The 22,202-nt window shown below is 58.3% G+C and carries 18 protein-coding genes and 2 pseudogenes; 14 read left to right on the top strand and 6 right to left on the bottom strand.

The genetic code is table 11. From position 1 onward, the window contains the following. Positions 1-38 precede the first annotated feature (38 nt). Positions 39-3,542: a DNA polymerase III subunit alpha gene (gene dnaE / locus G6R15_RS04175; RefSeq protein WP_164658514.1), complete on the bottom strand. Its 3,504-nt coding sequence runs from the start codon at positions 3,540-3,542 to the stop codon at positions 39-41. A 346-nt stretch (positions 3,543-3,888) separates the two neighbouring features. Here dnaE and xdhA point away from each other — a divergent pair, with 346 nt between their 5' ends. The 7 genes from xdhA (at position 3,889) to G6R15_RS04140 (ending at position 13,221) form a co-directional block, all read left to right on the top strand. Continuing rightward, positions 3,889-5,274 carry a xanthine dehydrogenase small subunit gene (xdhA, locus tag G6R15_RS04170; RefSeq protein ID WP_164658513.1) on the top strand — a complete coding sequence of 462 codons (1,386 nt, stop codon included), beginning with the start codon at positions 3,889-3,891 and terminating at the stop codon, positions 5,272-5,274. Beyond that, positions 5,271-7,571, top strand: a complete 2,301-nt coding sequence (gene xdhB, locus G6R15_RS04165) for a xanthine dehydrogenase molybdopterin binding subunit (protein ID WP_164658512.1) — start codon at positions 5,271-5,273, stop codon at positions 7,569-7,571. Before xdhA ends, xdhB begins: the two co-directional genes overlap by 4 nt. Then, a complete protein-coding gene (xdhC, locus tag G6R15_RS04160; protein WP_164658511.1) occupies positions 7,561-8,496 on the top strand; it encodes a xanthine dehydrogenase accessory protein XdhC in 936 nt (311 codons plus the stop codon). The genes xdhB and xdhC overlap by 11 nt, the downstream gene beginning before the upstream one ends. Then, positions 8,493-10,010: an ABC transporter ATP-binding protein gene (locus G6R15_RS04155; RefSeq protein WP_164658510.1), complete on the top strand. Its 1,518-nt coding sequence runs from the start codon at positions 8,493-8,495 to the stop codon at positions 10,008-10,010. Before xdhC ends, G6R15_RS04155 begins: the two co-directional genes overlap by 4 nt. 66 nt (positions 10,011-10,076) lie before the next feature. After that, positions 10,077-11,159, top strand: a complete 1,083-nt coding sequence (locus G6R15_RS04150) for an ABC transporter permease (protein ID WP_164658509.1) — start codon at positions 10,077-10,079, stop codon at positions 11,157-11,159. Positions 11,160-11,162: 3 nt separating this feature from the next. Beyond that, positions 11,163-12,083 (top strand): ABC transporter permease, encoded by a 921-nt coding sequence (locus G6R15_RS04145; protein WP_164658508.1) that lies wholly within the window; start codon positions 11,163-11,165, stop codon positions 12,081-12,083. 64 nt (positions 12,084-12,147) lie between these two features. Then, entirely contained in the window at positions 12,148-13,221 is a 1,074-nt protein-coding gene (locus G6R15_RS04140) for a BMP family ABC transporter substrate-binding protein (RefSeq protein WP_164658507.1), read from the top strand. 197 nt (positions 13,222-13,418) lie between these two features. On the opposite strand, the gene G6R15_RS04135 is transcribed toward G6R15_RS04140, so the two are convergent. Next, the gene (locus tag G6R15_RS04135) at positions 13,419-13,994 is read right to left on the bottom strand and encodes a TetR/AcrR family transcriptional regulator (RefSeq protein ID WP_164658506.1); all 576 of its coding nucleotides are present in this window, start codon (positions 13,992-13,994) and stop codon (positions 13,419-13,421) included. 83 nt (positions 13,995-14,077) lie between these two features. Between G6R15_RS04135 and G6R15_RS22825 the strand changes: the two are divergent. Together G6R15_RS22825 and G6R15_RS22820 are read left to right on the top strand one after the other, a co-directional pair. After that, positions 14,078-14,320 (top strand): annotated as a pseudogene (locus tag G6R15_RS22825) (cupin domain-containing protein); the annotation flags it as partial. Positions 14,321-14,395: 75 nt separating this feature from the next. Next, the gene (locus G6R15_RS22820) at positions 14,396-14,557 is read left to right on the top strand and encodes a hypothetical protein (protein ID WP_240336699.1); all 162 of its coding nucleotides are present in this window, start codon (positions 14,396-14,398) and stop codon (positions 14,555-14,557) included. A gap of 130 nt (positions 14,558-14,687) precedes the next feature. Here the strand turns inward: G6R15_RS22820 and G6R15_RS22815 are convergent. From G6R15_RS22815 to G6R15_RS04110, 3 genes and pseudogenes are all read right to left on the bottom strand, one after another. Continuing rightward, a pseudogene (locus tag G6R15_RS22815) lies at positions 14,688-15,427 on the bottom strand (sulfite exporter TauE/SafE family protein). A 75-nt stretch (positions 15,428-15,502) separates the two neighbouring features. After that, positions 15,503-16,741 (bottom strand): HlyD family secretion protein, encoded by a 1,239-nt coding sequence (locus G6R15_RS04115; RefSeq protein WP_164658502.1) that lies wholly within the window; start codon positions 16,739-16,741, stop codon positions 15,503-15,505. 3 nt (positions 16,742-16,744) lie between these two features. Then, positions 16,745-17,179 (bottom strand): hypothetical protein, encoded by a 435-nt coding sequence (locus G6R15_RS04110; protein WP_373456000.1) that lies wholly within the window; start codon positions 17,177-17,179, stop codon positions 16,745-16,747. A 122-nt stretch (positions 17,180-17,301) separates the two neighbouring features. On the opposite strand from G6R15_RS04110, the gene G6R15_RS04105 reads away from it, so the two are divergent. From G6R15_RS04105 to G6R15_RS04085, 5 genes are all read left to right on the top strand, one after another. After that, entirely contained in the window at positions 17,302-18,240 is a 939-nt protein-coding gene (locus tag G6R15_RS04105) for an aldo/keto reductase (protein ID WP_164658501.1), read from the top strand. After that, positions 18,237-19,313, top strand: a complete 1,077-nt coding sequence (locus G6R15_RS04100; protein ID WP_164658500.1) for an FAD-binding oxidoreductase — start codon at positions 18,237-18,239, stop codon at positions 19,311-19,313. Before G6R15_RS04105 ends, G6R15_RS04100 begins: the two co-directional genes overlap by 4 nt. Then, complete coding sequence (locus tag G6R15_RS04095) at positions 19,310-19,963, top strand: DUF938 domain-containing protein (protein WP_164658499.1); 654 nt, start codon at positions 19,310-19,312, stop codon at positions 19,961-19,963. The genes G6R15_RS04100 and G6R15_RS04095 overlap by 4 nt, the downstream gene beginning before the upstream one ends. A 70-nt stretch (positions 19,964-20,033) precedes the next feature. Then, on the top strand, positions 20,034-20,369 hold the full coding sequence (locus G6R15_RS04090) for a carboxymuconolactone decarboxylase family protein (RefSeq protein ID WP_164658498.1): 336 nt from the start codon (positions 20,034-20,036) through the stop codon (positions 20,367-20,369). A 99-nt stretch (positions 20,370-20,468) separates the two neighbouring features. Next, positions 20,469-20,996, top strand: a complete 528-nt coding sequence (locus G6R15_RS04085) for a hypothetical protein (protein ID WP_164658497.1) — start codon at positions 20,469-20,471, stop codon at positions 20,994-20,996. Here G6R15_RS04085 and G6R15_RS04080 read toward each other — a convergent pair. Beyond that, complete coding sequence (locus G6R15_RS04080) at positions 20,993-22,159, bottom strand: adenylate/guanylate cyclase domain-containing protein (protein WP_164658496.1); 1,167 nt, start codon at positions 22,157-22,159, stop codon at positions 20,993-20,995. The genes G6R15_RS04085 and G6R15_RS04080 overlap by 4 nt on opposite strands. Between the last annotated feature and the right edge of the window lie 43 nt (positions 22,160-22,202).

Raw genomic sequence — 22,202 nt, 5'->3', positions numbered from 1 at the left:
AAAACATGCGCGCCACATCAACGTGTGGCGCGCATGTCTTAGAGTTCTTCGACCGCCATCACTCCATCAAGCGACTTGAGCGCACCTTTGATCTGCGGACTGATGGGAAAGTCACGGCCCAAATCCATCTCGACATCACCCGGCAAACCAGCGGCGATCAGGCACACCTGAATCGGTCCACGTGACGCGCCCTTGGCGGCATCGGCGGCATCGGCCAGAACCTTGGCGACCGTGGACACTGCTTCGGGCGCCTCAAGAAACACTCTCAGCCCACTTGTGCCTGTGGACGAAGAAATCGCTGCATCAATTGGCCCGACCGAGCGACCCAGCAGCTTCAATTGATCGGATTCCATCGTCGCCTCGGCCTGAACGACCACATGCGCACCAGTTTCCAGATGCTCCCGGCATTTTTCCAACGCCTCGGAAAACAGCGTGACCTCATAAGCCCCTGTCGGATCCGACAGCTGCGCAAAGGCGAAACGGTTGCCGCGTGCAGACTTGCGTTCCTGCCGACCGGCCACAACACCGGCGATCTTGGCAATCAAAGGGCTGGAGCGCGCCTTTTCCATCACTTCGTCCAGCGTCAGCACGCCCTTGCGTTTAAGCGCGGGCATGTAATCGTCCAGTGGGTGACCTGAAAGGTAAAAACCAATCGCTTTGAATTCTTCGCTCAGGCGTTCTGCCGCTAACCAATCGGGCGAGTTCGACAGGCGCGGTTCGGGCAGGTCATCACCCGCCTCACCAAACAGAGAGACCTGGTTCGAGTTCTTTTGCTCCTGAATGGCCGCTGAATAATTCACCAGCGGCTCCAGGCTTTCAAACACGCGGCGGCGGTTCGGATCAAGCTGATCAAAGGCCCCCGCCCGCGCCATCATCTCCAAAGGCCGCTTGCCAACCCGCTTCAAATCCACACGCCGCGCAAGGTCGAACAAATTGACAAATGGCTTGTCACCGCGGCCTTCGACGACAAGATTCATTGCCTCGACGCCAACGTTTTTCAAAGCGCCCAGCGCATAGACCAACTCGCCATTGACTACATCAAACGTGGCCAAAGACCGGTTCACGCAGGGCGGCACATACGGCAGCTTCAGTCCTTTGCGGACTTCCTCAAAGTAGATCGCCAGCTTGTCGGTCAGGTGGATATCGCAGTTCATGACGCCGCCCATGAACTCGACAGGGTGGTTCGCCTTGAGCCAGCCGGTCTGATAGCTCACCACCGCATAGGCCGCCGCGTGAGATTTGTTAAAGCCGTAGTTGGCGAACTTCTCAAGAAGGTCGAAAACCTCGGACGCCTTTTTCTTGGCGACACCGTTTTCTGCAGCGCCCTTTTCGAATTTCGGGCGCTCGGCGTCCATCGCCTCTTTGATCTTTTTACCCATCGCGCGGCGCAGCAGGTCAGCGCCGCCAAGCGAGTATCCCGCCATGACCTGCGCGATCTGCATCACCTGCTCCTGATAAACGATGATGCCTTGGGTTTCGGACAGAATGTGGTCAATCAGCGGATGGACGGATTCAATTTCCTTGAGCCCGTTTTTGACCTCGCAATAGGTCGGAATGTTCTCCATCGGGCCGGGACGATAAAGCGCCACAAGAGCGACGATGTCCTCGATACAGGTCGGCTTCATGCGCTTGAGCGCATCCATCATACCGGTGGATTCCACCTGGAACACGGCCACCGTCTTGGCAGCGGAATAGAGTTTATACGTCGCCTCATCATCCAGGGGGATGGCGTTGATCTGATTTTGGGCCCCTTCGGCGGGCTCATAAAGCTCGGTCCCATCAGCTGCGACGTGCAAATCACGCCCCGATTTAAAGACAAGGTCCATCGCGTTCTGAATGACTGTCAGGGTCTTCAAGCCCAGAAAGTCGAATTTGACCAGCCCGGCCTGTTCCACCCATTTCATGTTGAACTGGGTTGCGGGCATGTCCGAACGCGGATCCTGATACAGAGGCACCAGCGCATCGAGCGGCCGGTCCCCGATGACAACGCCGGCGGCGTGGGTCGAGGCGTTCCTCAGCAGCCCCTCAACCTGCTGACCATAGGTCAGCAACCGGTCAACAACCTCTTCGTTTCGGGCCTCTTGAGCCAAGCGCGGTTCGTCTTGTAGCGCCTTTTCGATGCTGACCGGTTTGACTCCTTCGACCGGAATCATCTTGGACAGGCGATCCACCTGGCCATAAGGCATCTGCAACACGCGGCCCACGTCGCGCACGGCGGCCTTGGACAAAAGCGCACCAAAGGTGATGATCTGCCCGACCTTGTCGCGACCATATTTGTCTTGCACGTAGCGGATCACCTCTTCGCGGCGATCCATGCAAAAATCGATGTCGAAGTCGGGCATTGAAACCCGTTCGGGGTTCAGGAAGCGTTCGAACAGCAGCGAATATCGCAAGGGATCAAGGTCTGTAATTGTCAGCGCATAAGCCACTAACGACCCCGCACCCGAGCCCCGCCCCGGTCCGACCGGAATGTCGTGATCCTTGGACCACTGGATAAAGTCGGCAACGATCAGGAAGTAGCCGGGGAATCCCATGCCCTCGATAATGCCCAGTTCAAAGTCCAACCGTTCTTGGTACTCCTCGACAGAAACAGCATGCGGGATCACCGCCAGTCGTTTCTGCAGACCGTCGTTGGCGATGCGGCGCAGTTCGGCCACCTCGTCATCGGCAAACTTTGGCAGGATCGGGTCGCGGCGATAAGCCATGAAGGCGCAGCGCTTGGCGATCTCGACCGTGTTTTCGATGGCTTCAGGCAGATCTGCAAACAGCGTCACCATTTCCTGCTGAGATTTGAAATAGTGTTGCGCCGTCAGACGCCGCCGTCCTTCTTGCTGGTCGACATAGGCCCCTTCGGAAATACAGATCAGCGCATCATGCGCCTCATACATCTTGGTGGTCGGGAAATAGGCGTCATTGGTCGCCACCAGCGGCAGGTTCTTGGCATAAGCCATTTCCACATGACCACGTTCGGTCAATCGTTCAGATTCGGGCTGACCGTCCTCGCCCGGATGGCGCTGCAACTCGACATACAACCGGTCAGGATAGATCTTAGCGAGCCTGTCCATAAGCGCCTCGGCTGCCGGACGCTGACCACCCTGCAAGAGCCGCCCAATCGGGCCCTCGGGGCCACCGGATAGGCAAATCACACCCTCGGAATATGTTTCGAGCTCGTCAATCGTTACCTGCGGCAGCTGTCCGCCCTTGTCCACATAGAGACACGAGTTCAGTTTCATCAGGTTCTCGTACCCACGCTCCGTCTGCGCCAGCAATACGACGCCTGCAGGGTTCTTGGGCTTTTCCCCCGGCTGCGGTGTCAGATAGGCAAGATCGACCTGACAGCCGATGATAGGTTGCACCCCGGCCCCTGCAGCACCCACCGAAAACTCAAGCGCGGAAAACAGGTTGTTGGTGTCCGTGACGGCCACCGCGGGCATATCCATGTTCACACAGAGCCCAGGCAGCTTTTTCAGCCGCATGGCCCCTTCGAGAAGAGAGTATTCGGTGTGGACGCGGAGGTGAATGAATCGGGGATCGCTGCTCATCCGCTCAAGCTAACGCAGCCCGTGAAGAGGGGAAAGACGCAAGCGACCGCTATTCGGATTGTCGAAATAATAGGCATAACTATTCGGGTATTCTTGAAGGTGTTTCAACCACCGCACTTGCAGCAAAACATACATTGGGCATACTTTTCAAACCATTAAGATGTAAATCGCCCCCCAAATAGCACTAAATTTGCGTCAAAATGTTGCATCGCAGAATGACTTTTTCTTGCCAGAACTCGCGCCTCCTTTCTAATCTGAGAGGCAATTATATGCCTGCGCTCTTTTTACGTCGCATCGAAGGGGCGCGCTTACAGGCACAACGGGGTAACGCGACGGGTTTTCGAATATGGACATCACGTTTCTTCTGAACGGAGAGACTGTGGAGCTGACCGGGGTGTCCCCCACGGCCACGCTGCTGGATTGGTTACGCGAGGAACGTCATCTGCGTGGCACCAAAGAAGGCTGCAACGAGGGCGACTGCGGGGCTTGCACAGTCATGATCAGCGACGCGGACGGCGCAAAGGCGCTGAACTCTTGCATCCTGTTTCTGCCGCAGCTGCACGGCAAGGCGATCCGCACCGTCGAAGGTGTCGGTGAATCCGACGGCGCGCTGCACCCCGTGCAGGACGCAATGATCGAGCATCACGGATCACAGTGCGGGTTCTGCACGCCCGGTTTCGTGATGTCGATGACGGCGGCCCATGCCAACGGCGCCACCAATCACGACACGCAACTGGCAGGCAACTTGTGCCGCTGCACCGGATACGCCCCGATCATCCGCGCGGCTGAAGCTTGCGAAGACAAACCCGTTCCGACTTGGGTGAACAATGACCGCGCCTTTGTCTTGCCCGACACATCTGAAACAGCCGACGATGGCCCCGCCCACGCCCCGACTTCGTCGGACGAACTGGCAGCGGTCTACGCGGCCAATCCAGACGCCACCATAATTGCCGGTGCGACGGACGTGGGCCTTTGGGTCACCAAACAGCTGCGCGACCTGAATTCAGTTATCTTCCTGAACCGCTGCGATAACTTGAAATCGGTCGAGGTCACCGAAGCGAATGTCCGCTTTGGCGCCATGGTCGATATGAACACCGTGGGCGACACATTAAGCGACTTGCACCCGTCTTATGCCGAAATGGTTCGCCGCTACGCCTCTGTCCAAGTGCGCCACGCCGCCACTATTGGTGGCAACATCGCCAATGGTTCGCCCATTGGGGACAACCCGCCCGCTCTGATCGCACTTGGTGCGACCCTGCATCTGCGCAAAGGAGACACCCGCCGCGACGTGTTGCTTGAGGATTTCTTCATCGACTACGGCAAGCAAGACCGCAAACCGGGTGAGTTTGTCGAGGCGGTGAGCTTCCCCCGCCAGCCTGACACGCTGAAATGCTACAAGCTGAGCAAGCGGTTCGATCAGGACATCTCGGCCGTCTGCGGCTGTTTCAGCATCACGGTTGAAGGTGGCACCGTCACCGACGCCCGCATCGCATTTGGCGGTATGGCCGGTATTCCGAAACGCGCGGCCTCGGTCGAAGCTGCTTTGCTCGGTCAGCCCTGGACAGCCACGACCATTACCACTGCCAAAGCCATGTTCGACACAGACTTCACACCACTCACGGACATGCGCGCCTCGGCCGAGTACCGGCTTGAAACCGCCCGCACCTTGCTCGAGCGGTACTTCGCCGAAAGCCAGGGTCAGACCACCAACGTACTGGAGGTATCGGCATGAGTGTTTCCAAACCCCTTCCCCATGATGCCGCGCGCCTGCATGTGACGGGATCGGCCCGATACGTGGACGACATCCCCTCGCCTGCTGGCACGCTGCACCTGGCCTTTGGTCAGTCCCCGATTGCCAAAGGCCGCATCACCGCAATGAACCTGGACGCGGTCAAAGCAGCACCTGGTGTCGTTGCCGTGATGACAGCAGATGATCTGCCCTTTACCAATGACGTTTCCCCGTCGATCCATGACGAACCACTGTTGTCGGATGGTACGGTGAATTACGTCGGGCAGCCCGTATTCCTCGTGATCGCGAACAGCCATTTGGCCGCGCGCAAAGCTGCTACACTTGGGCAAGTCGATTATGTCGAAGAGACCCCGATCCTGACCGTTGACGAGGCGATGGCAGCCGACAGCCGGTTCGAAGAAGGCCCGCGCATCTACGAAAAAGGCGACGCCGAGACTGCCATTGACGCCGCACCACGCCAGATCGACGCCACGTTCGAAATTGGCGGGCAGGAGCATTTCTACCTCGAAGGTCAGGCCGCCATGGCCGTACCGAACGAGGGGGGCGACATGCTGGTTCATTCCTCGACCCAGCACCCGACCGAGATCCAGCACAAGGTGGCTGAGGCGCTTGGTGTGCCAATGCATGGCGTGCGCGTTGAAACCCGTCGCATGGGCGGCGGGTTCGGCGGCAAGGAAAGCCAGGGCAACGCTTTGGCCGTTTCTTGTGCCGTGGCCGCGCGTCTAACGGGCCGCGCGTGCAAGATGCGTTACGACCGCGACGACGACATGGTGATCACCGGCAAGCGGCACGAATTCCGCATCACCTATCGTGTCGGCTTTGACGATGATGGCCGTGTGCAGGGCGTCTCGTTCAAGCATTATACCCGCTGTGGCTGGGCGCAGGATCTGTCATTGCCCGTGGCTGACCGCGCCATGCTGCATTCCGACAATGCCTATCTGCTGCCGAACGCGCGGATTGAAAGCCACCGCTTGAAAACCAACACCCAATCCGCCACCGCCTATCGCGGTTTTGGCGGGCCGCAGGGCATGGTCGGGATCGAACGCGTGATGGATCACATCGCCCATGATCTGGGGCTTGACGCGGTCGAGGTGCGCAAACGGAATTATTATGCCGCCAAAGCCGACGCCTCGGGGCAGAAAGACAACTCCACCCCCTATGGTATGCAGGTCGAGGATTTCGAACTGCACGGCATGACCGAGCGGCTAATGGAAACCAGCGACTATGCTGCCCGCAAAGCCGCCATCGAGAAGTGGAACGCCGAAAACCCCATCGTGAAAAAGGGCATTGCCTTTGCCCCGGTGAAGTTCGGAATCTCTTTCACGTTGACCCACCTTAACCAAGCCGGCGCACTGGTGCACGTCTATCAGGATGGCTCGGTCCACCTGAACCACGGCGGCACAGAAATGGGCCAAGGCCTGTTCCAGAAGGTCGCGCAAGTGGCGGCCAGCCGCTTCGGCATTCCGCTCGATCTGGTCAAGATCACCGCAACCGACACGGCCAAGGTGCCCAACACCTCGGCCACAGCGGCCTCGTCCGGCTCTGACCTGAACGGCATGGCGGTCAAAGCCGCCTGCGACACCGTCCGCGACCGGATGGCGGATTTCCTGGCGGAACGCCATCAGGCCGAGGTCAGCGACGTCGCCTTCAGCGATGGCCATGTCGAGGTTGGCGAGGCGCGCTATACGTTCCAAGAGGCCGCAGCGATGGCCTATCAGGGCCGGATCAGCCTGTCGGCCACCGGGTTCTACAAGACACCCAAGATCGAATGGGACCGGATCAAGGGGCGCGGGCGGCCGTTCTTTTACTTTGCCTATGGCGCGTCGATCACCGAAGTTGCCATAGATACCTTGACCGGTGAAAACCGCATCCTGCGCACCGACATCCTGCATGATGCTGGCGCCTCGTTGAACCCCGCGCTGGACATTGGTCAGGTCGAAGGTGGCTATGTGCAAGGCGCAGGCTGGCTGACAACCGAAGAGCTGGTCTGGGACAATCAGGGGCGTCTGCGCACCCATGCGCCGTCGACCTACAAGATCCCGGCCTGTTCAGATCGCCCGGATGTCTTCAACGTCGCCCTGTGGGACGAGCAGAACCGCGAGGACACGATCTATCGCTCCAAAGCGGTGGGAGAACCGCCCTTTATGCTGGGTATTTCAGCCTGGTTGGCGTTGTCGAACGCGGTTTCTGCCTGCGGCAACGCCTATCCGGCCATAGATGCCCCCGCCACAGCCGAAGAGGTCTGGGCTGGCGTCAGGAGGGTTCGCGATGGGATTTGACCTGGAGGCTTTGAGGGAGGCCGTCAAATCCCACGGGCGCGTCACCCGCGTCGTGATCGCCGCGATCAAGGGGTCATCCCCGCGTGAGGTCGGCGCATCCATGCTGGTCTGGCCGGGTGGTCAGTCCGGCACCATCGGCGGCGGAACATTGGAGTTCGAGGCGGCAGAGGCCGCGCGTCGCCAAATGGTGGAACGCGTACTTAGCCATCACGCACTTGGTCCCGACATGGGGCAATGCTGCGGTGGTGTAGTATCGTTGCTCAGCGAAGTGTATGACGCCAAAGCGGTCAACAAACTAGACGCCGAAATCATATGCCGGGCGACTGACGCCAGCGTCATGCCGTTGACGGTCAAGCGTCTGTTGAACGAAGTGCGTGGTCAAGGCACCCGGCCAGAACCGCAATTGATCGACGGTTGGATGATCGAGCCTGTGCACAAACCGGCCCGCCAACTGTGGATCTGGGGTGCGGGTCACGTAGGGCGCGCTTTGGTCGATGTGCTGTCGCCCCTGCCTGATCTGGCGATCACTTGGGTGGACACAGGGTCAGAGCGGTTTCCTGAAACCATCCCGGCGGGCGTGACAGCACTGCCTGCGGCCAAGCCGGCAGAACTGGTGCGCTATGCCCCGACAAATGCCGAGCATCTGGTGCTGACATATTCGCACACGCTTGATCTGGAACTGTGCAACCGTCTGTTAAACCACGATTTCGCCTTTGCCGGACTGATTGGCTCGGCTACCAAGTGGGCACGATTCCGTTCCCGGCTGGGCAAACTGGGGCACCCCCCCGACCGCATTAGCCGAATTACCTGCCCGATTGGCGACCCGAGCCTGGGCAAGCACCCGCAAATGATCGCCGTGGGCGTTGCAGCCGAAATGCTGCGCCCGGCCCTGACAGAGACACGAAAAAAGGACCTGAGCGCGTGACAACTCCACTTCTGAGCCTGCAAGGGCTGACCAAAGCATACCCAGGCGTGGTGGCCAATGACACCGTCTCGTTCGATATCGGACAGGGCGAGGTTCACGCACTGCTTGGGGAAAATGGCGCGGGGAAATCCACGCTGGTGAAAATGATCTATGGGCTGGTGAAGCCTGACAGCGGAAAAATGGTGCTGAACGGACAGGCCTTTGCCCCGACTGAGCCGCGGGCCGCGCGGGCCGATGGGATTGCGATGGTATTTCAGCACTTTTCGCTGTTTGACGCGTTGAACGTGGCCGAAAACATCGCGCTTGGCATGGAAAACCCGCCCAAGATGGGCGATCTGGCCGCGCGTATCCGCGAGGTATCGGAAACCTACGGCCTGCCGCTGGACCCTTTTCGCACGGTTGGTGATCTGTCCGCAGGTGAGCGTCAGCGGGTCGAGATCATTCGCTGCCTGCTGCAAGATCCCAAGCTGCTGATCATGGACGAGCCGACATCGGTTTTGACCCCGCAAGAGGTCGACATCCTGTTTGAAACGCTGCAGAAACTGCGATCCGAGGGCACCTCGATCCTGTATATCTCGCACAAACTGGAAGAGATCCGCACGCTGTGTGACCACGCAACAATCCTGCGCTTGGGCAAGAATGTGGGTGAATGCACACCGGCTGAAACCTCGGCCCGTGACATGGCCGAGATGATGGTGGGCACGACCCTGCAAACCCCGGAACGCTCGGGACGTGACTTTGGCGAGGTGTCACTCGACATTTCCGGCCTTTCGGTCCCGTCACCATCCGAATTCGGCACAGCGCTGCGCAACTTGCACCTGACCGTGCGGCGCGGCGAGGTTCTGGGCGTCGGCGGAGTTGCCGGCAATGGTCAGGACGAACTGTTGGGCGTCTTGTCCGGCGAAATCACAACGGCCCCCGATGCGGTCAAGATGAAAGGCCAGCCTATTGGCAAGCTGGGACCGACAGCGCGGCGCAAGCTGGGTCTGCTGTCTGCGCCCGAAGAACGGTTGGGCCACGCGGCAGCGCCCGACATGAGCCTGACGGAAAACGCCCTGCTCACCGGATCGGTGCGTGAAGGGTTGGAAAGCAACGGCTTCCTGAAATGGGGCGAGACCCAGAGCTTTGCCGAACGCATTATCAAAGAATTCGACGTGCGCACCCCCGGCCCCGACAACGCGGCGCGCTCGCTGTCGGGCGGAAACCTGCAAAAATTCGTCATTGGACGCGAAGTTCTGCAAAACCCCGATGTACTGGTGGTGAACCAGCCGACCTGGGGCGTCGATGCCGCCGCTGCGGCCTCGATCCGGCAGGCTATTCTGGATCTGGCAGCCAAGGGCACTGCCGTTGTCTGCATCAGTCAGGATCTGGATGAACTGATGGAAATCTCGGACAGCTTTGCCGCCCTGAACGAGGGTCGCCTGAGTGCCCCTCGGGAAACCACCGGCCTGACAGTTGACGAGATCGGCCTGATGATGGGCGGCGCACACGGGATGGAGGTGGCGCATGTCTAACTGTCAGATCCGCCTCCGGCGGCCGTATTTGAAACAAGAAGAAAAGACTTTGGGGGGACAGAGCAAATGATCGTGCTGGAGAAACGACCACAGCCATCACAGACCTGGTCCATGGCCACGCCTGTCGTGGCGGTACTTGCAACCATGTTCTTTGGCGGAGTGCTGTTTGCAGCGCTTGGAAAGAACCCAATCGAAGCAATCATGACCATCTTTTGGGAACCGCTCTTTGGCGAATTCTCATTCTATTATCGCCCGCAACTGCTGATCAAAGGCGCGCCATTGGTGCTGATCGCGATTGGCCTGTCGTTGGGCTTTCGCGCAGGCATCTGGAACATCGGGGCCGAGGGTCAGTACATAATGGGTGCCATCGTGGGCGCTGGTGTTGGCCTTGCCTTCTATCCGCTTGAGGCGTGGTACATCTTTCCGCTGATGGTGATTGGTGGTGCCTTTGGCGGTTGGATCTGGGCGATGATCCCGGCCATCCTGAAAGTGCGGTTCGGCACCAATGAAATCCTCGTGTCGCTGATGCTGGTCTATGTGGCCGAGCAGATGTTGGCCTCGGTCTCGCTAGGCCTGCTCAAGAACCCCGAAGGCTATGGCTTTCCCGGCTCGCGCAACCTGCAATCCTGGGACAGCGCGCATAACGCCGAGCTATTTGCGGGTTCGGGCATGCATTGGGGTGTGGTGACGGCACTGATCGCAGTGATTTTTGCCTATGTTCTGCTCAACCGCCACATGCTGGGCTTTCACATACGCCTGACGGGCGAGGCACCTCGTGCGGCCAAGTTTGCAGGTGTGAACCCGGCACGGTTGATCCTTTTCTGTCTGGGTGCCGCTGGCGTTCTCGCAGGCCTTGCCGGACTTTTCGAGGTCGCAGGCCCCGCAGGACAGATCACCATCGACTTCAATGTGGGCTATGGCTTTACCGCGATCATCGTGGCCTTTCTGGGCCGCCTGCATCCCGTAGGCATCGTTCTGGCGGGTGGCGTTATGGCGCTGACCTATATCGGCGGCGACATCGCCCAGTCGAACCTTGGCCTGCCTTCGGCCGCCATCCAGGTTTTCCAGGGGATGCTATTGTTCTTCCTGCTGGCGCTGGACCTGCTCACCAACTATCGCATTCGACTTGCCAGCAAAGAGGTGGCGTGAACCATGGATCTTTCTGCAATCAATCCCGTCCTGCTGATCGCCTCGCTTATGGTGGCAGCAACCCCGATCCTGCTGGCTGCCATTGGCGAGCTCGTGGTGGAAAAAGCCGGTGTTTTGAACCTGGGCGTCGAAGGCATGATGATCGTTGGTGCGATCTCGGGCTTTGCGATCACCGTCGAAAGCGGCTCACCCTGGTTAGGCTTCCTTGCCTCGGCCATCGGCGGCGCGCTGTTGTCGCTGCTCTTTGTACTGTTGACCCAAGTTGCATTGGCCAATCAGGTGGCGTCCGGTCTGGCGCTGACCCTCTTTGGGTTGGGTTTCAGTTCTCTCATGGGACAAAGCTATGTCGGGATCAAGCCGCCCCAAATGGGCAAGTTGGATATCCCCTTCCTGACCGATCTGCCTTTCATCGGCCCGATCCTGTTTGGTCACGACCCGATCCTGTATCTGGGCATCGCTTTGACGGCGGCTGTTTGGGCCCTGCTCAAGTACACGCGTGTTGGTCTGGTGCTTCGCGCGGTGGGTGAAAACCACGACGCCGCCCACGCGCTTGGCTACAAGGTTGTACGCATCCGCATCATGGCAATCATGTTCGGGGGTGCCTGTGCCGGTCTGGGCGGCGCATACATCAGCCTGATCCGTGTACCGCAATGGACCGAGGGCATGACCGCCGGTGTGGGCTGGATTGCCTTGGCTCTGGTGGTGTTTGCCAGCTGGAAACCATGGCGCGCGCTTTTGGGTGCCTATCTTTTTGGCGGTGTTACGGTGGTGCAACTGAATCTGCAGGCCGCAGGCGTTGCCATTCCGGTCGAGTATCTGGCAATGTCGCCCTATCTGATCACGATCATCGTTCTGGTGTTCCTGTCACGCGACAAAAGCGGCGCGCCTGCATCGCTGGGTCGCATCTTCCACGCCACGCATTGATGTGGCAAAATCAAACCAAAGCCCTGATACAAAGGGCAAACATTCCAACCTGGGGAGTAACCTAATGAAACTCACTTCACTTCTTGCCACTGCAGCACTTGGCCTTGGCCTGGCCACGGCTGCGGTCGCACAAGACAAAACCAAAGTCGGCTTTGTCTACGTCGGCCCCGTCGGCGATGGCGGCTGGACCTACGAGCACGATCAGGGCCGCAAAGCCGTGGTGGCCGAGTTCGGCGACAAGGTCGAGACTGTGTACGTTGAAAACGTGGCCGAAGGCCCCGACAGCGAGCGCGTGATGACCCAGATGGCGCTGGACGGTGCCGACCTGATCTTTACCACGTCTTTTGGTTACATGGATCCGACCATCAACGTGGCCAAGAAGTTCCCGAATGTAAAATTCGAGCACGCCACCGGCTACAAGCGTTCGGACAACGTGTCGACCTATTCGGCCCGCTTCTACGAAGGCCGCGCCGTTCAGGGCACCATTGCCGGTCACATGACCAAATCCAACATCGTCGGCTACATCGGTTCCTTCCCGATCCCCGAAGTTGTCCGTGGCATCAACTCGGCCTTCATCCACGCGCGCAAGGTAAACCCGGACGTGCAGTTCAAAATCGTCTGGGCGTTTACCTGGTTTGACCCGGCAAAAGAAGCCGATGCCGCCAAGGTTCTGATCGAACAGGGCGCTGACGTGATCCTGCAGCACACCGACTCGACCGCGCCGCAAGCCGCCGCTCAGACCGCTGGCAACGTCATCACCTTTGGTCAGGCGTCGGACATGTCCGAATATGGCCCAATGCCGCGCGTCAGCTCGATCATTGACGACTGGGCACCCTACTACATCGAGCGCACGCAGGCCGTGATGGACGGCACCTGGGAAAGCAAAGACACCTGGGACGGCATCGGTGCCGGCATGGTTGGCATTGGCGAGATTTCGGATGCGGTTCCGGCTGACGTGAAAGAGGCTGCATTGGCGATCAAAGCCTCGTTGGCTGACGGTTCGTACCACGCCTTCACCGGCCCGATCAAAAAGCAGGACGGCAGCGACTGGCTGGCAGAGGGTGAAACCGCAGACGACGGTACCCTGGCTGGCATGAACTTCTATGTTGAAGGCCTCGAAGGCGACATCCCGCAGTAAACCATCACTCACAACTGCAACTGCGACAGGCCCGCCAAATTGGCGGGCCTTTTGTGTGAAAGGTCTGACTTTGTAGATTGGTTCGGTCAACTTGAGGGCGCTCGGAATCTCGACGACAGTATTGAGTGAGCAACTGTTAGTTTTGCGATCAATGTCAGCATCTGTCGTTTATTAGATGACCTGTCGTTCGTCGCTAACTAAGGAAGATAGCGGTCAAGGACGGCGTCCACGAGACCCGATTGCAGTCTGTTGCCGGTCGCATGATCAACGCACAGGATATCATCCAAAACGATGTGTTGCTCGATTCCGGTGAGCATGGAAAGACGCCACGCAAGCTCTTCTAATTCCGCGTCTTCCATAAGGTCACGAACAGGGTCCAGCGCCTCGGCAAATGCCGCGACCCGCCTTGCTCCGCGCAGCTCGACCTCGGAGTCCTTTTGCCAGACCTCCATTGTTTTGGCCAGGAATTGGCGAAAAAAACGGTCATGTTCGCGAGACAAATCTAGAAAGAAGCGGGCAACTGCGTGAACTCGCTTGCGCGGGTCCGAAATACCCTGCAGCAGTTCCGATGTCGGCGTCACTTGAAAGTCGAGTGTCGCCTCCGCCGCAAGTGGGCCCGGATCCGAGAAATAGCGATATACCGTGGCTCGGCTGATACCAGTGTCCTCGGCGACCCGCGCTAGTGTAAGTTCCTCTCCATCCGCCATCAAACGACGCGCGGACGTTAGCAAAGCGGCGCGGGTTCGGGTTTTTTGGGCCGTTCGCGGTGCCACAGCGCCCTCCATGATACACTTGTCTCATAATGATTATCATGTATCATAATGGGATATTTGTCTAAGTAAAGGGATTCGAAACGATGACTAAATCACGGCCACGCATCTATCACCTGCTTGGTAACCTTCTTACTTTCCACGCTTTTCCGGCGGAAACTGGGGACAAGTACACAATCGTCGAAATCAAGACAGCCCCAGGCGCAGGCGCTCCACCAAATCACCATGCCGGTGAAGACGAGAGTTTCTTTGTGCTTGAAGGTCAGTTTGACTTTCATGTCGATGGGAAACAAATCAACGCTGTTGCCGGTGACTTTGTTAAGGTCCCAGATGGTGCCGTTCATGCTTTTACATGCACTGGTCAAAGCCCAGGACGGTTAATTTGTGTCAACGCACCGGGGCACATGCATGACACCTTCTTTACACAGGCGGGGGATGTGATGCCCGATGGCACAACCCAAGTGCCCGCATCGGATGGGCCGCCAGACATCCCCGAGATTATGGCAGTCGCCGACAAAGTGGGCATGACAATCCTTGCACCTGAAGGCGCAGCAGCCGGGGCTTGATCCATGAATGGCGGGCGGCCAATTGCGGTTTATGAACGCCTATGCCAAAGGCATCACAGGCGGCTGTCCGCGGTAAGCACCAGATCAACGAACCTGAAAAGCCTCGCCTAGAGCGCGGCTTTTTTGTTACCTACATTAGTGATTGAGAAACGATGAAACAGCCAGAAATCATCAGCATTAGCAACACGGCCCGCTGAAACCCTTTTTCGGAAATCGACAAGAACATGTTCGCACCGACAACGGCCCCCAGCAGGCTGAACGGGATGGCCACTCCGGCATAGATTATCAATTCAACATCAACCTTGCCAACGGCCACCATGGCAACTGCCGACAACATCAGAATGAATAGGTTGAACGGTTGATACCGCGCGCGTTGATCCAAGGGGGAAAGCCGTTTGAGCTGCAACCAGATCAGCGGGAGCACACCCGACAGACCCGCGAAACCGCCAAGCACCCCCCAAGAAAGCCGACACAGCGATCAGGAAGCCCGTCTTTCGGTGTGACGCTCATGGCCGCAGGCAGACCTTTGAATAGAAACAGAGCATAAGCGATCAGGAACCAGCCAATTATCGTTTTGACGTCAGTGGGATCAAGCATGCTCAGCAGCAGCGCCCCCAGAGGAACGCCCAATACTCCGCCCGAGATCAGGTAGATGGACAAGCGAAAATCCATTCTTCCCGAGAGTTTCCACAGCCCCACAATCTGACTTGCCAGGGCGGCCAAGATGATCAACGGCGGAACAACCGACGCAGGCAGGGCCAAAAACCAGAATCCCGATGCCACCAAGGCCGTTCCGAACCCCGCAAACCCGTTGATGAATCCGGCGGTCAATGCGCCGATCACCAGCAACAAGATTGTGACCCAGTCCATCCATCTCTCCAAAAAGAAAGAAGTGCCCCAGTGGGGCACTTCTGCAAACTTTTGGTGTCAACGTTCCGGGGTCAGTCAGTGCCCGCCCGAAAAGACCAACGTTTGCACCGGCATCAGGATCATCCGCAGGCGTAGGCCCGCTGCATGCACAACGCCGATCGTGTCGACCACATGCAAGAAGAGCCACTTGCCAGTCGACAGATCCTCGTCATGTTCCAGGCGGTCGTGGTTGTTGGTGTAAAGGTTCGCCAAGCAATTACTGCCCGGTGGCAGGTCAGGCGCACTGTCCGAATAAAGCGGCTCGAGGAAGACCATGATACTGCCCGGAACCTGGTTGTTCTGCGGATCAAATATCTTGTCGGACGGGCGGATCTGGCCTGACGGGATTACGTCCTGTACCGCCACCACAACCATTGGGTAGACTGTAAATGGCTGCGTCATGCATCCGATCTCGGCCACCATACCGGGCTTTGCGACCTGTGCGGACATCTGGTTGAACCCGGCCTGGAACCGTTTGCGACCTATGCTGTCGGGCACCAGAATGCCCGCCGGACGCAAGACTGGGCTGACATAATCGCCCACTTGCAGGCTAAGCTGTTCGATGGTGCCATCAACGCCCGCCACGATCAGAGTCTTGTCCAATTCCGCCTCTGCCTGCGCCAGCTGCGCCTCGGCACTGTCACGTTGCGCCGGTATGACAACGCTGATGCGCTCCTCGACCGCTTTCAACTGCGCCTCGGCTGCGTCCACCAGTGCGGCACGCTCGTCGACCAGATTTTGCAGACGCTCAATCTCGGTCAGTTTGACCGCGCTTGATCCTTGTTCCAGCAGGGTTTGGTTGCGCGCCAGATCCTCGTTCGATTGGGTTAGGGCCGCGTTGGCCTGCACGATGCCTGCTTTGGCGGCGGCAAGGTCGGTTTGCGCGACAGACACCGACGCATCCACCTCGGCAATTGCGGCCTTAGCTGCCTGCACGGACGCCTCTTGCGACACTGCATCCAGACGGAAAATCGGCTCGCCCGCTTTGACCTTTTGATTGTTCTCCACATAGATGTCGGACACACGCCCACCGAACTGCGGCAACAGCGTCAGGGTCCGATAGTATGACGCGACCGTGTTTGTCGCCGGGTGATAGTAAAACAGAACCGTGATGACCGAAATGGCCGCGATGGCACAAGCCGTCAAGCCAATGCGCAGTTCGTACCACATTGAAAACAGGGTAATCTCGTGCCCGATCCGCTTGCCTTGGACATAGCGGCGGAAGAGGTAGTCAGGCAGGATCGTGAAAAGGGCGCAGATCAGCGTTTCAAGCATGTCTTATCCCTCCTGTTTTGGTGCGGGATCGGCAGCGACTGCAGTGGGCGTCTCTTTCACCGGCTCTGTCGCGAAGTCGCTTTCAGAGGGTTTAAACCCGGCCAGTCGCGCCAAAGACTGGGCGATGGATTCCATCGGGCTCAGATAATCAGGAAATCGAAACCCTGCGACTACGACCGCAATAACCCAAAACAAATTGTTGTGGGTAAACAAGGCCAGCAGCGCCAAAATACCCACAATCTGAAACTGCGAATGGTTCGATTCATGGGCCATTTTTTCTGGGATCGCGTGCAACGTAAAATACCCGATGCCGATCAAAAGGATCAACCCAACAGTAAAGAACACCATGAAGGTAAACAGATAATCACTACCGTCTGCTGCCACGACATAGTCGGGTATATGCCCAGTCGCCATGGGATGAAGCGTCCCGTGTTCCACAATATTATCCTTTGAAAACAACTCTTACTTCCTGTGCATTGCACGCATCTGGAATCTGTGCAACGTCAAATGCAGGGCCCGCGTGTTTGGCCCCGAGCCAATCAAACAACAGGATTTGCAGTATGTCCCGCCCCCTTCGCACCCGCAGCGGTCAGGTTATCAACCGGTTCGCCTTTGGCACGATGCAGTTTGGCGGGCGCGCCGATGCAAGCCAATCCCGTGCCATGTTTGACGCCGCGCGCGCCGCTGGGATTACCCATTTCGACACGGCCTATCTGTATACTGACGGCGCATCTGAACTCTTTCTGGGTGAGATGATCGCGCAGGTTGCCGAGGATTTGTTCATCGCCACCAAGGTTGCTTACGCGGGCGGTATGGGGGCGGACAACATTCGCGCACAGTTCGACATCTGCCGCCAACGACTAAAGCAGGACACCGTCGACTTGCTCTATCTGCATCGCTTTGACCCCGCGAGCGACCTGAGCGAAACCATGGCCTGCCTGGCCGAGCTAAAGCAGGCCGGGCACATACGCCACGTGGGCCTGTCAAACGCCGCCGCCTGGCAGGTGATGAAGGCCGTCGCCGTGGCCCATCAGTTCGACCTGACCATCGACGTGCTGCAACCGATGTACAATCTGGTCAAGCGTCAGGCCGAGGTCGAGATCCTGCCCATGTGCGCCGATCAGGGGATCGCCGTTGCCCCCTATTCCCCCTTGGGTGGGGGGCTGTTGACTGGAAAATATGCCCAAGGCGGTAGCGGACGACTGGTCGAGGATGCAGGATACGCCACGCGCTATGGGCTGGATTGGATGCCGGGTGCGGTTAAGGGTCTGATGCAGATTGCGAGTGAACTGGACGTCAGTCCTGCGACGCTCGCCGTGGCATGGGTTGCTGCACATCCAAATGCGGTCTGTCCGATAATTTCGGCCCGCACAGCGGAACAGCTGCGCCCCTCGCTGAACGCCATTGATTATGTACTAAGTCCCGAAATCCATGATCGCCTAAGCGCCCTTGCCCCGACACCGCAGCCCGCAACCGACCGCACAGAAGAGCTTTCATGATCGACTTTCTGGTTATCGGTGCCGGTATCGCGGGTCTAAGCGCGGCCGCCCGATTGTCGGCACATGGATCGGTCTGTGTGCTCGAAGCCGAGGATGCCCTTGGCTATCACAGTTCTGGACGGTCTGCGGCGCTGTTTGAACCCAGCTATGGTGTGGGCTCAACCCTGACACTCAGTCAGGCCAGCGCGGATTTTTTTCACAACAGCGAAAGCGGCTATCTGACCCCGCGCGGCTTGTTGCTTGTCGGCGGACACGATCAGCGCGCCACATTCGAGCAAGAGTGCCGCGACCTGTCGATGACGCCGCTGTCATTTGAACAGGCGCTGGATATGGTGCCGATCCTGAACCCGGACACCGTTGGGTACACAGCCTTTCACACCGCCGCTTGGGACATCGACACCGATCTGCTGCTCCAAGACTTTGCCAAACAGGTGCGCGCCAACGGCGGGCAGGTCATGCCGAGACGTAAGGTGGACCGGGTAACGCGCACCAAAACCGGCTGGCAGGTTCATGCGGCCGACATGTTCGAGGCCCGCATCCTGCTCAATGCGTCAGGTGCATGGGCGGATGAAGTCGCCACCCTCGCCGGAGTTTCTCCTATTGGGATCACACCCTATCGCCGATCCATGGCGCGACTGCCTGCACCCGGTGGGCAAGACTTGCGACACTGGCCGATGCTGTTCGGCGTCGGCGAAAGCTGGTATGCGAAACCGGACGCGGGCGCGCTGATCGTGTCCCCGTCCGAAATGGACCCGACCACCCCGCATGACGCCTTTGCAGATGACATGGTGCTGGCCGAGGGGCTGGCGCGATACGAACAGAGGGTGACCGAGCCAGTGACACGGCTCCTCAGCAATTGGGCCGGGCTTCGCAGCTTTGTGCCGGACAAGAACCTGGTGCTGGGCCCCGACCCCGCTGACCCAAGCTTTGTCTGGGTCGCGGCGCAGGGCGGTTATGGGTTTCAAACCGCGCCGGCAGCATCGCAACTGGTTGCTGATCTTGTATGCGGCCTTGGCTCTGACCTGGACGACGATACAATCAATGCTCTCAGCCCTGAAAGGCTCCGCACATGAGCAAGCGCACCCTTCCCCCAACCGCCAGCATCGCCACGCCCGGCGAAGGTGCGCGTTTGATCGCCCCTTCGGCTAGCCGCAACGTGGACGCTATCTGCACCTTGCTGAAACAGGTCGCCCCCCGCAGTGGCAAAGCGCTAGAGATTGCCAGCGGAACAGGGCAGCATGTGGCGACCTTTGCGCCCTGCTTTCCCGATCTGCTTTGGCAGCCCACGGACATTGACCCCGAGCGGCTGGCCAGCATCGACAGCTACGCCCAGGGGATCGACACCATCCTGCCTGCGCGCCATTTGGATGCAACCCGCCCTGGCTGGGCCGTGGAATTCCCCGACCTGTCACTGGTGACGCTGGCCAACCTCCTCCATCTCATCAGTGAACGTGAGGCCGAGGTTCTGATCACGCAAGCAGCCAAAACTCTGTGCCCCGGTGGTCGTCTGGTCCTGTACGGCCCATTCATGCGAAGCGGTGTGCTGACCAGCGACGGCGACATCCGCTTTCACGAGGCGCTTGCCGTCCAAGATCCCGAGATCGGTTACAAGAACGATCAAGACGTAATCGAAACAATCCAATCTACCGGATTGCAAGTTATCGATGTTATCGACATGCCTGCCAACAACTTGGCCTTGATAGCAGAACGCCCTGCCGCGTGATCTGAATCAAGGTCGACAAGTTTGGTGTCACTTACACATTCCGCAATCTTTATGTGAATGAGGTACTGACATGTCCTGGACCGACAAACTCTCCGCCACGCGCGCGGGTCTGCGCAACTTGAACGGGGCCATCCCCGACACCGCAAAAGCCTTTGGGGCATTGGGAAAATCCGTCAAGCAAGGCGGTACGCTGGACTACAAGACCAAAGAATTCGTGGCGCTCGGCATCTCGGTCGCTGACCGCTGCGAGCCTTGCATTTCGCTCCATGTGGAAGCATTGGCCAAGGCCGGGGCCACACGCGAAGAAGTGGCCGATGTCTTGAGCATGTGCATCCAGATGGGTGGTGGCCCATCAATGATGTACGCAGCCAAGGCGTTGGAATGTTATGATGAACTGACGACCTAGGCGGGCGTGACACGGCAGAGCGTCCCAAACGCTCTGCTGTTTTCCCTTGTGTCGTTACCCCACGAGCCAATAGCGTAACCATCAAACAAGGGGGACGACATGGCCGTTTTTTCGTTCAATGACTTGGTGACAAACATCAAGGAATGCGTGATGACACCTGACCCTCAGGCCGCTATCCAACAGTATCTAGAGCAATTGATCCGCACCCCGGCCCCATTGCTGGCCGCCTCAGACCAACTGAGCGAGGCAGAGACGCTGTTTCACGAGGACGATGATCTGTCGATCTGGCATTGCCGGTTTCAACCCGACACCATGCTGCCGCCCCACGAACATCTGCTGCCCGTCCTGATCGCTTGTTACAGTGGCGAGGAACTTAGCCTGCTTTACCGCCCAGGCGAAATAGGTCTGGAACAAATCGGAGAGATTTCGGCCGCAGCAGGTGAAGTCATCGCATTGGACAAGGACGCCATTCACGCCGTCACCGCCAAAGGCACTCAGGCCAGCGAGGCCATCCATGTCTATTTGGGACCGCTGATGCAGCTGAAACGCGACCTCTATGATTGGGACAGCGGCAAGGCCGTCGATTTCACGATGGAAGCATTCGAGGCCATGAAGCGGCCGGTCTAGGTTTCCGCAAGCGAATAGAGGGGGACTGGTTCACTGATACCTCGCACGACGTGACTTCCACAGGCAACAAACAGGTCAGAGGCGCTGCTGGCCACGCTAGACGTGGCCAGAACACGGGTTCCAATAGATTTGGTCAGCCCTTCGACGCGGCTCGCCAAGTTGACTGCTCCGCCAAGCACAGTGAAGTCCAAACGACCCGGGCTGCCAATGTTGCCATAGCTGACCTGACCAGCGTTGATACCAATCCCCAAGTCGAGAGGAACTTTCTGATTTGCTGTTCGCGCACGGTTCAGATCTGCAAGGCCACCCAGAACACGCTGAGCGGATAAAGCCGCCTTTCGACATGTCTCTTCAGTGTCAGCGCCCAACGGGATGGGGAAAATCGACAAGATGCCATCGCCCATGAATTTCAACACATCACCGCCATTCTCCTCGACCGCCTGAACAACGACGTCGAAATACCCGTTCAAAGCATCGAACAAATCATTTTCGTCTGCCTGTTCGGACAGCGCCGTGAATCCTCTCAGGTCCGAGAACATCACCACCGCGTCGACCGTCGTGCGCTCGCCTCGTTTGATTGTTCCGTTCCAAACGGCATCGGACGCGCCGCCACCCAGATAGGTGCGCAATAAACTCTTCGAGGATTTGCGCATCGTGACCGGTTCTAGTGCGCAAGACAAAGCAGGCAGCGCGGCCTCGATCATATTCAGATGCTCAGGTAAAAACCCAATCGGATCTTGCGTCACAAAGGTGCAGCCATGCATCGAGCCGTCACCGTAATGGAGTAAGGTCGCGTAGTAATCCGTTCCTCCAAGCTCGGCGAATTCCAGGTACGAGACATGATCCGTTCCCGGGTCCAAGTCCTGCAAGTTTTTGTGCAGAGGACGGCGGTGCTTGAGAATGTACTCGAACGAGCTGCCAACGTACCCGTCCGTCAACATGCGTTCATGCGTGACGTCATAGACTTCGGTGTTTTCAGGCGTCCAGACCACACCCCAGGCGATCAACAGGGGGTTGGCGAACCGTTGTCCGATATTGACCCGCCATAGTGGCACGCCTGCTTCGATCAGAGATGCGCAGAAATGCGAGACGACTTTGACTGGATCGTTGGAACAACGCCCTTCGGTCATCATCCAGTGAGAAAGCTTGTCAATTTTATCCATTCCGTAAGGGTAACTTCATGAACCCGCAGTGAACAGAGGAACC

Source organism: Tropicibacter sp. Alg240-R139 (assembly GCF_900537075.1).
Taxonomy (GTDB): Bacteria; Pseudomonadota; Alphaproteobacteria; order Rhodobacterales; family Rhodobacteraceae; genus Falsiruegeria.
The sequence above is the reverse complement of the archived record's forward strand: the minus strand, read 5'-3'. Positions and strand labels throughout refer to the sequence as shown.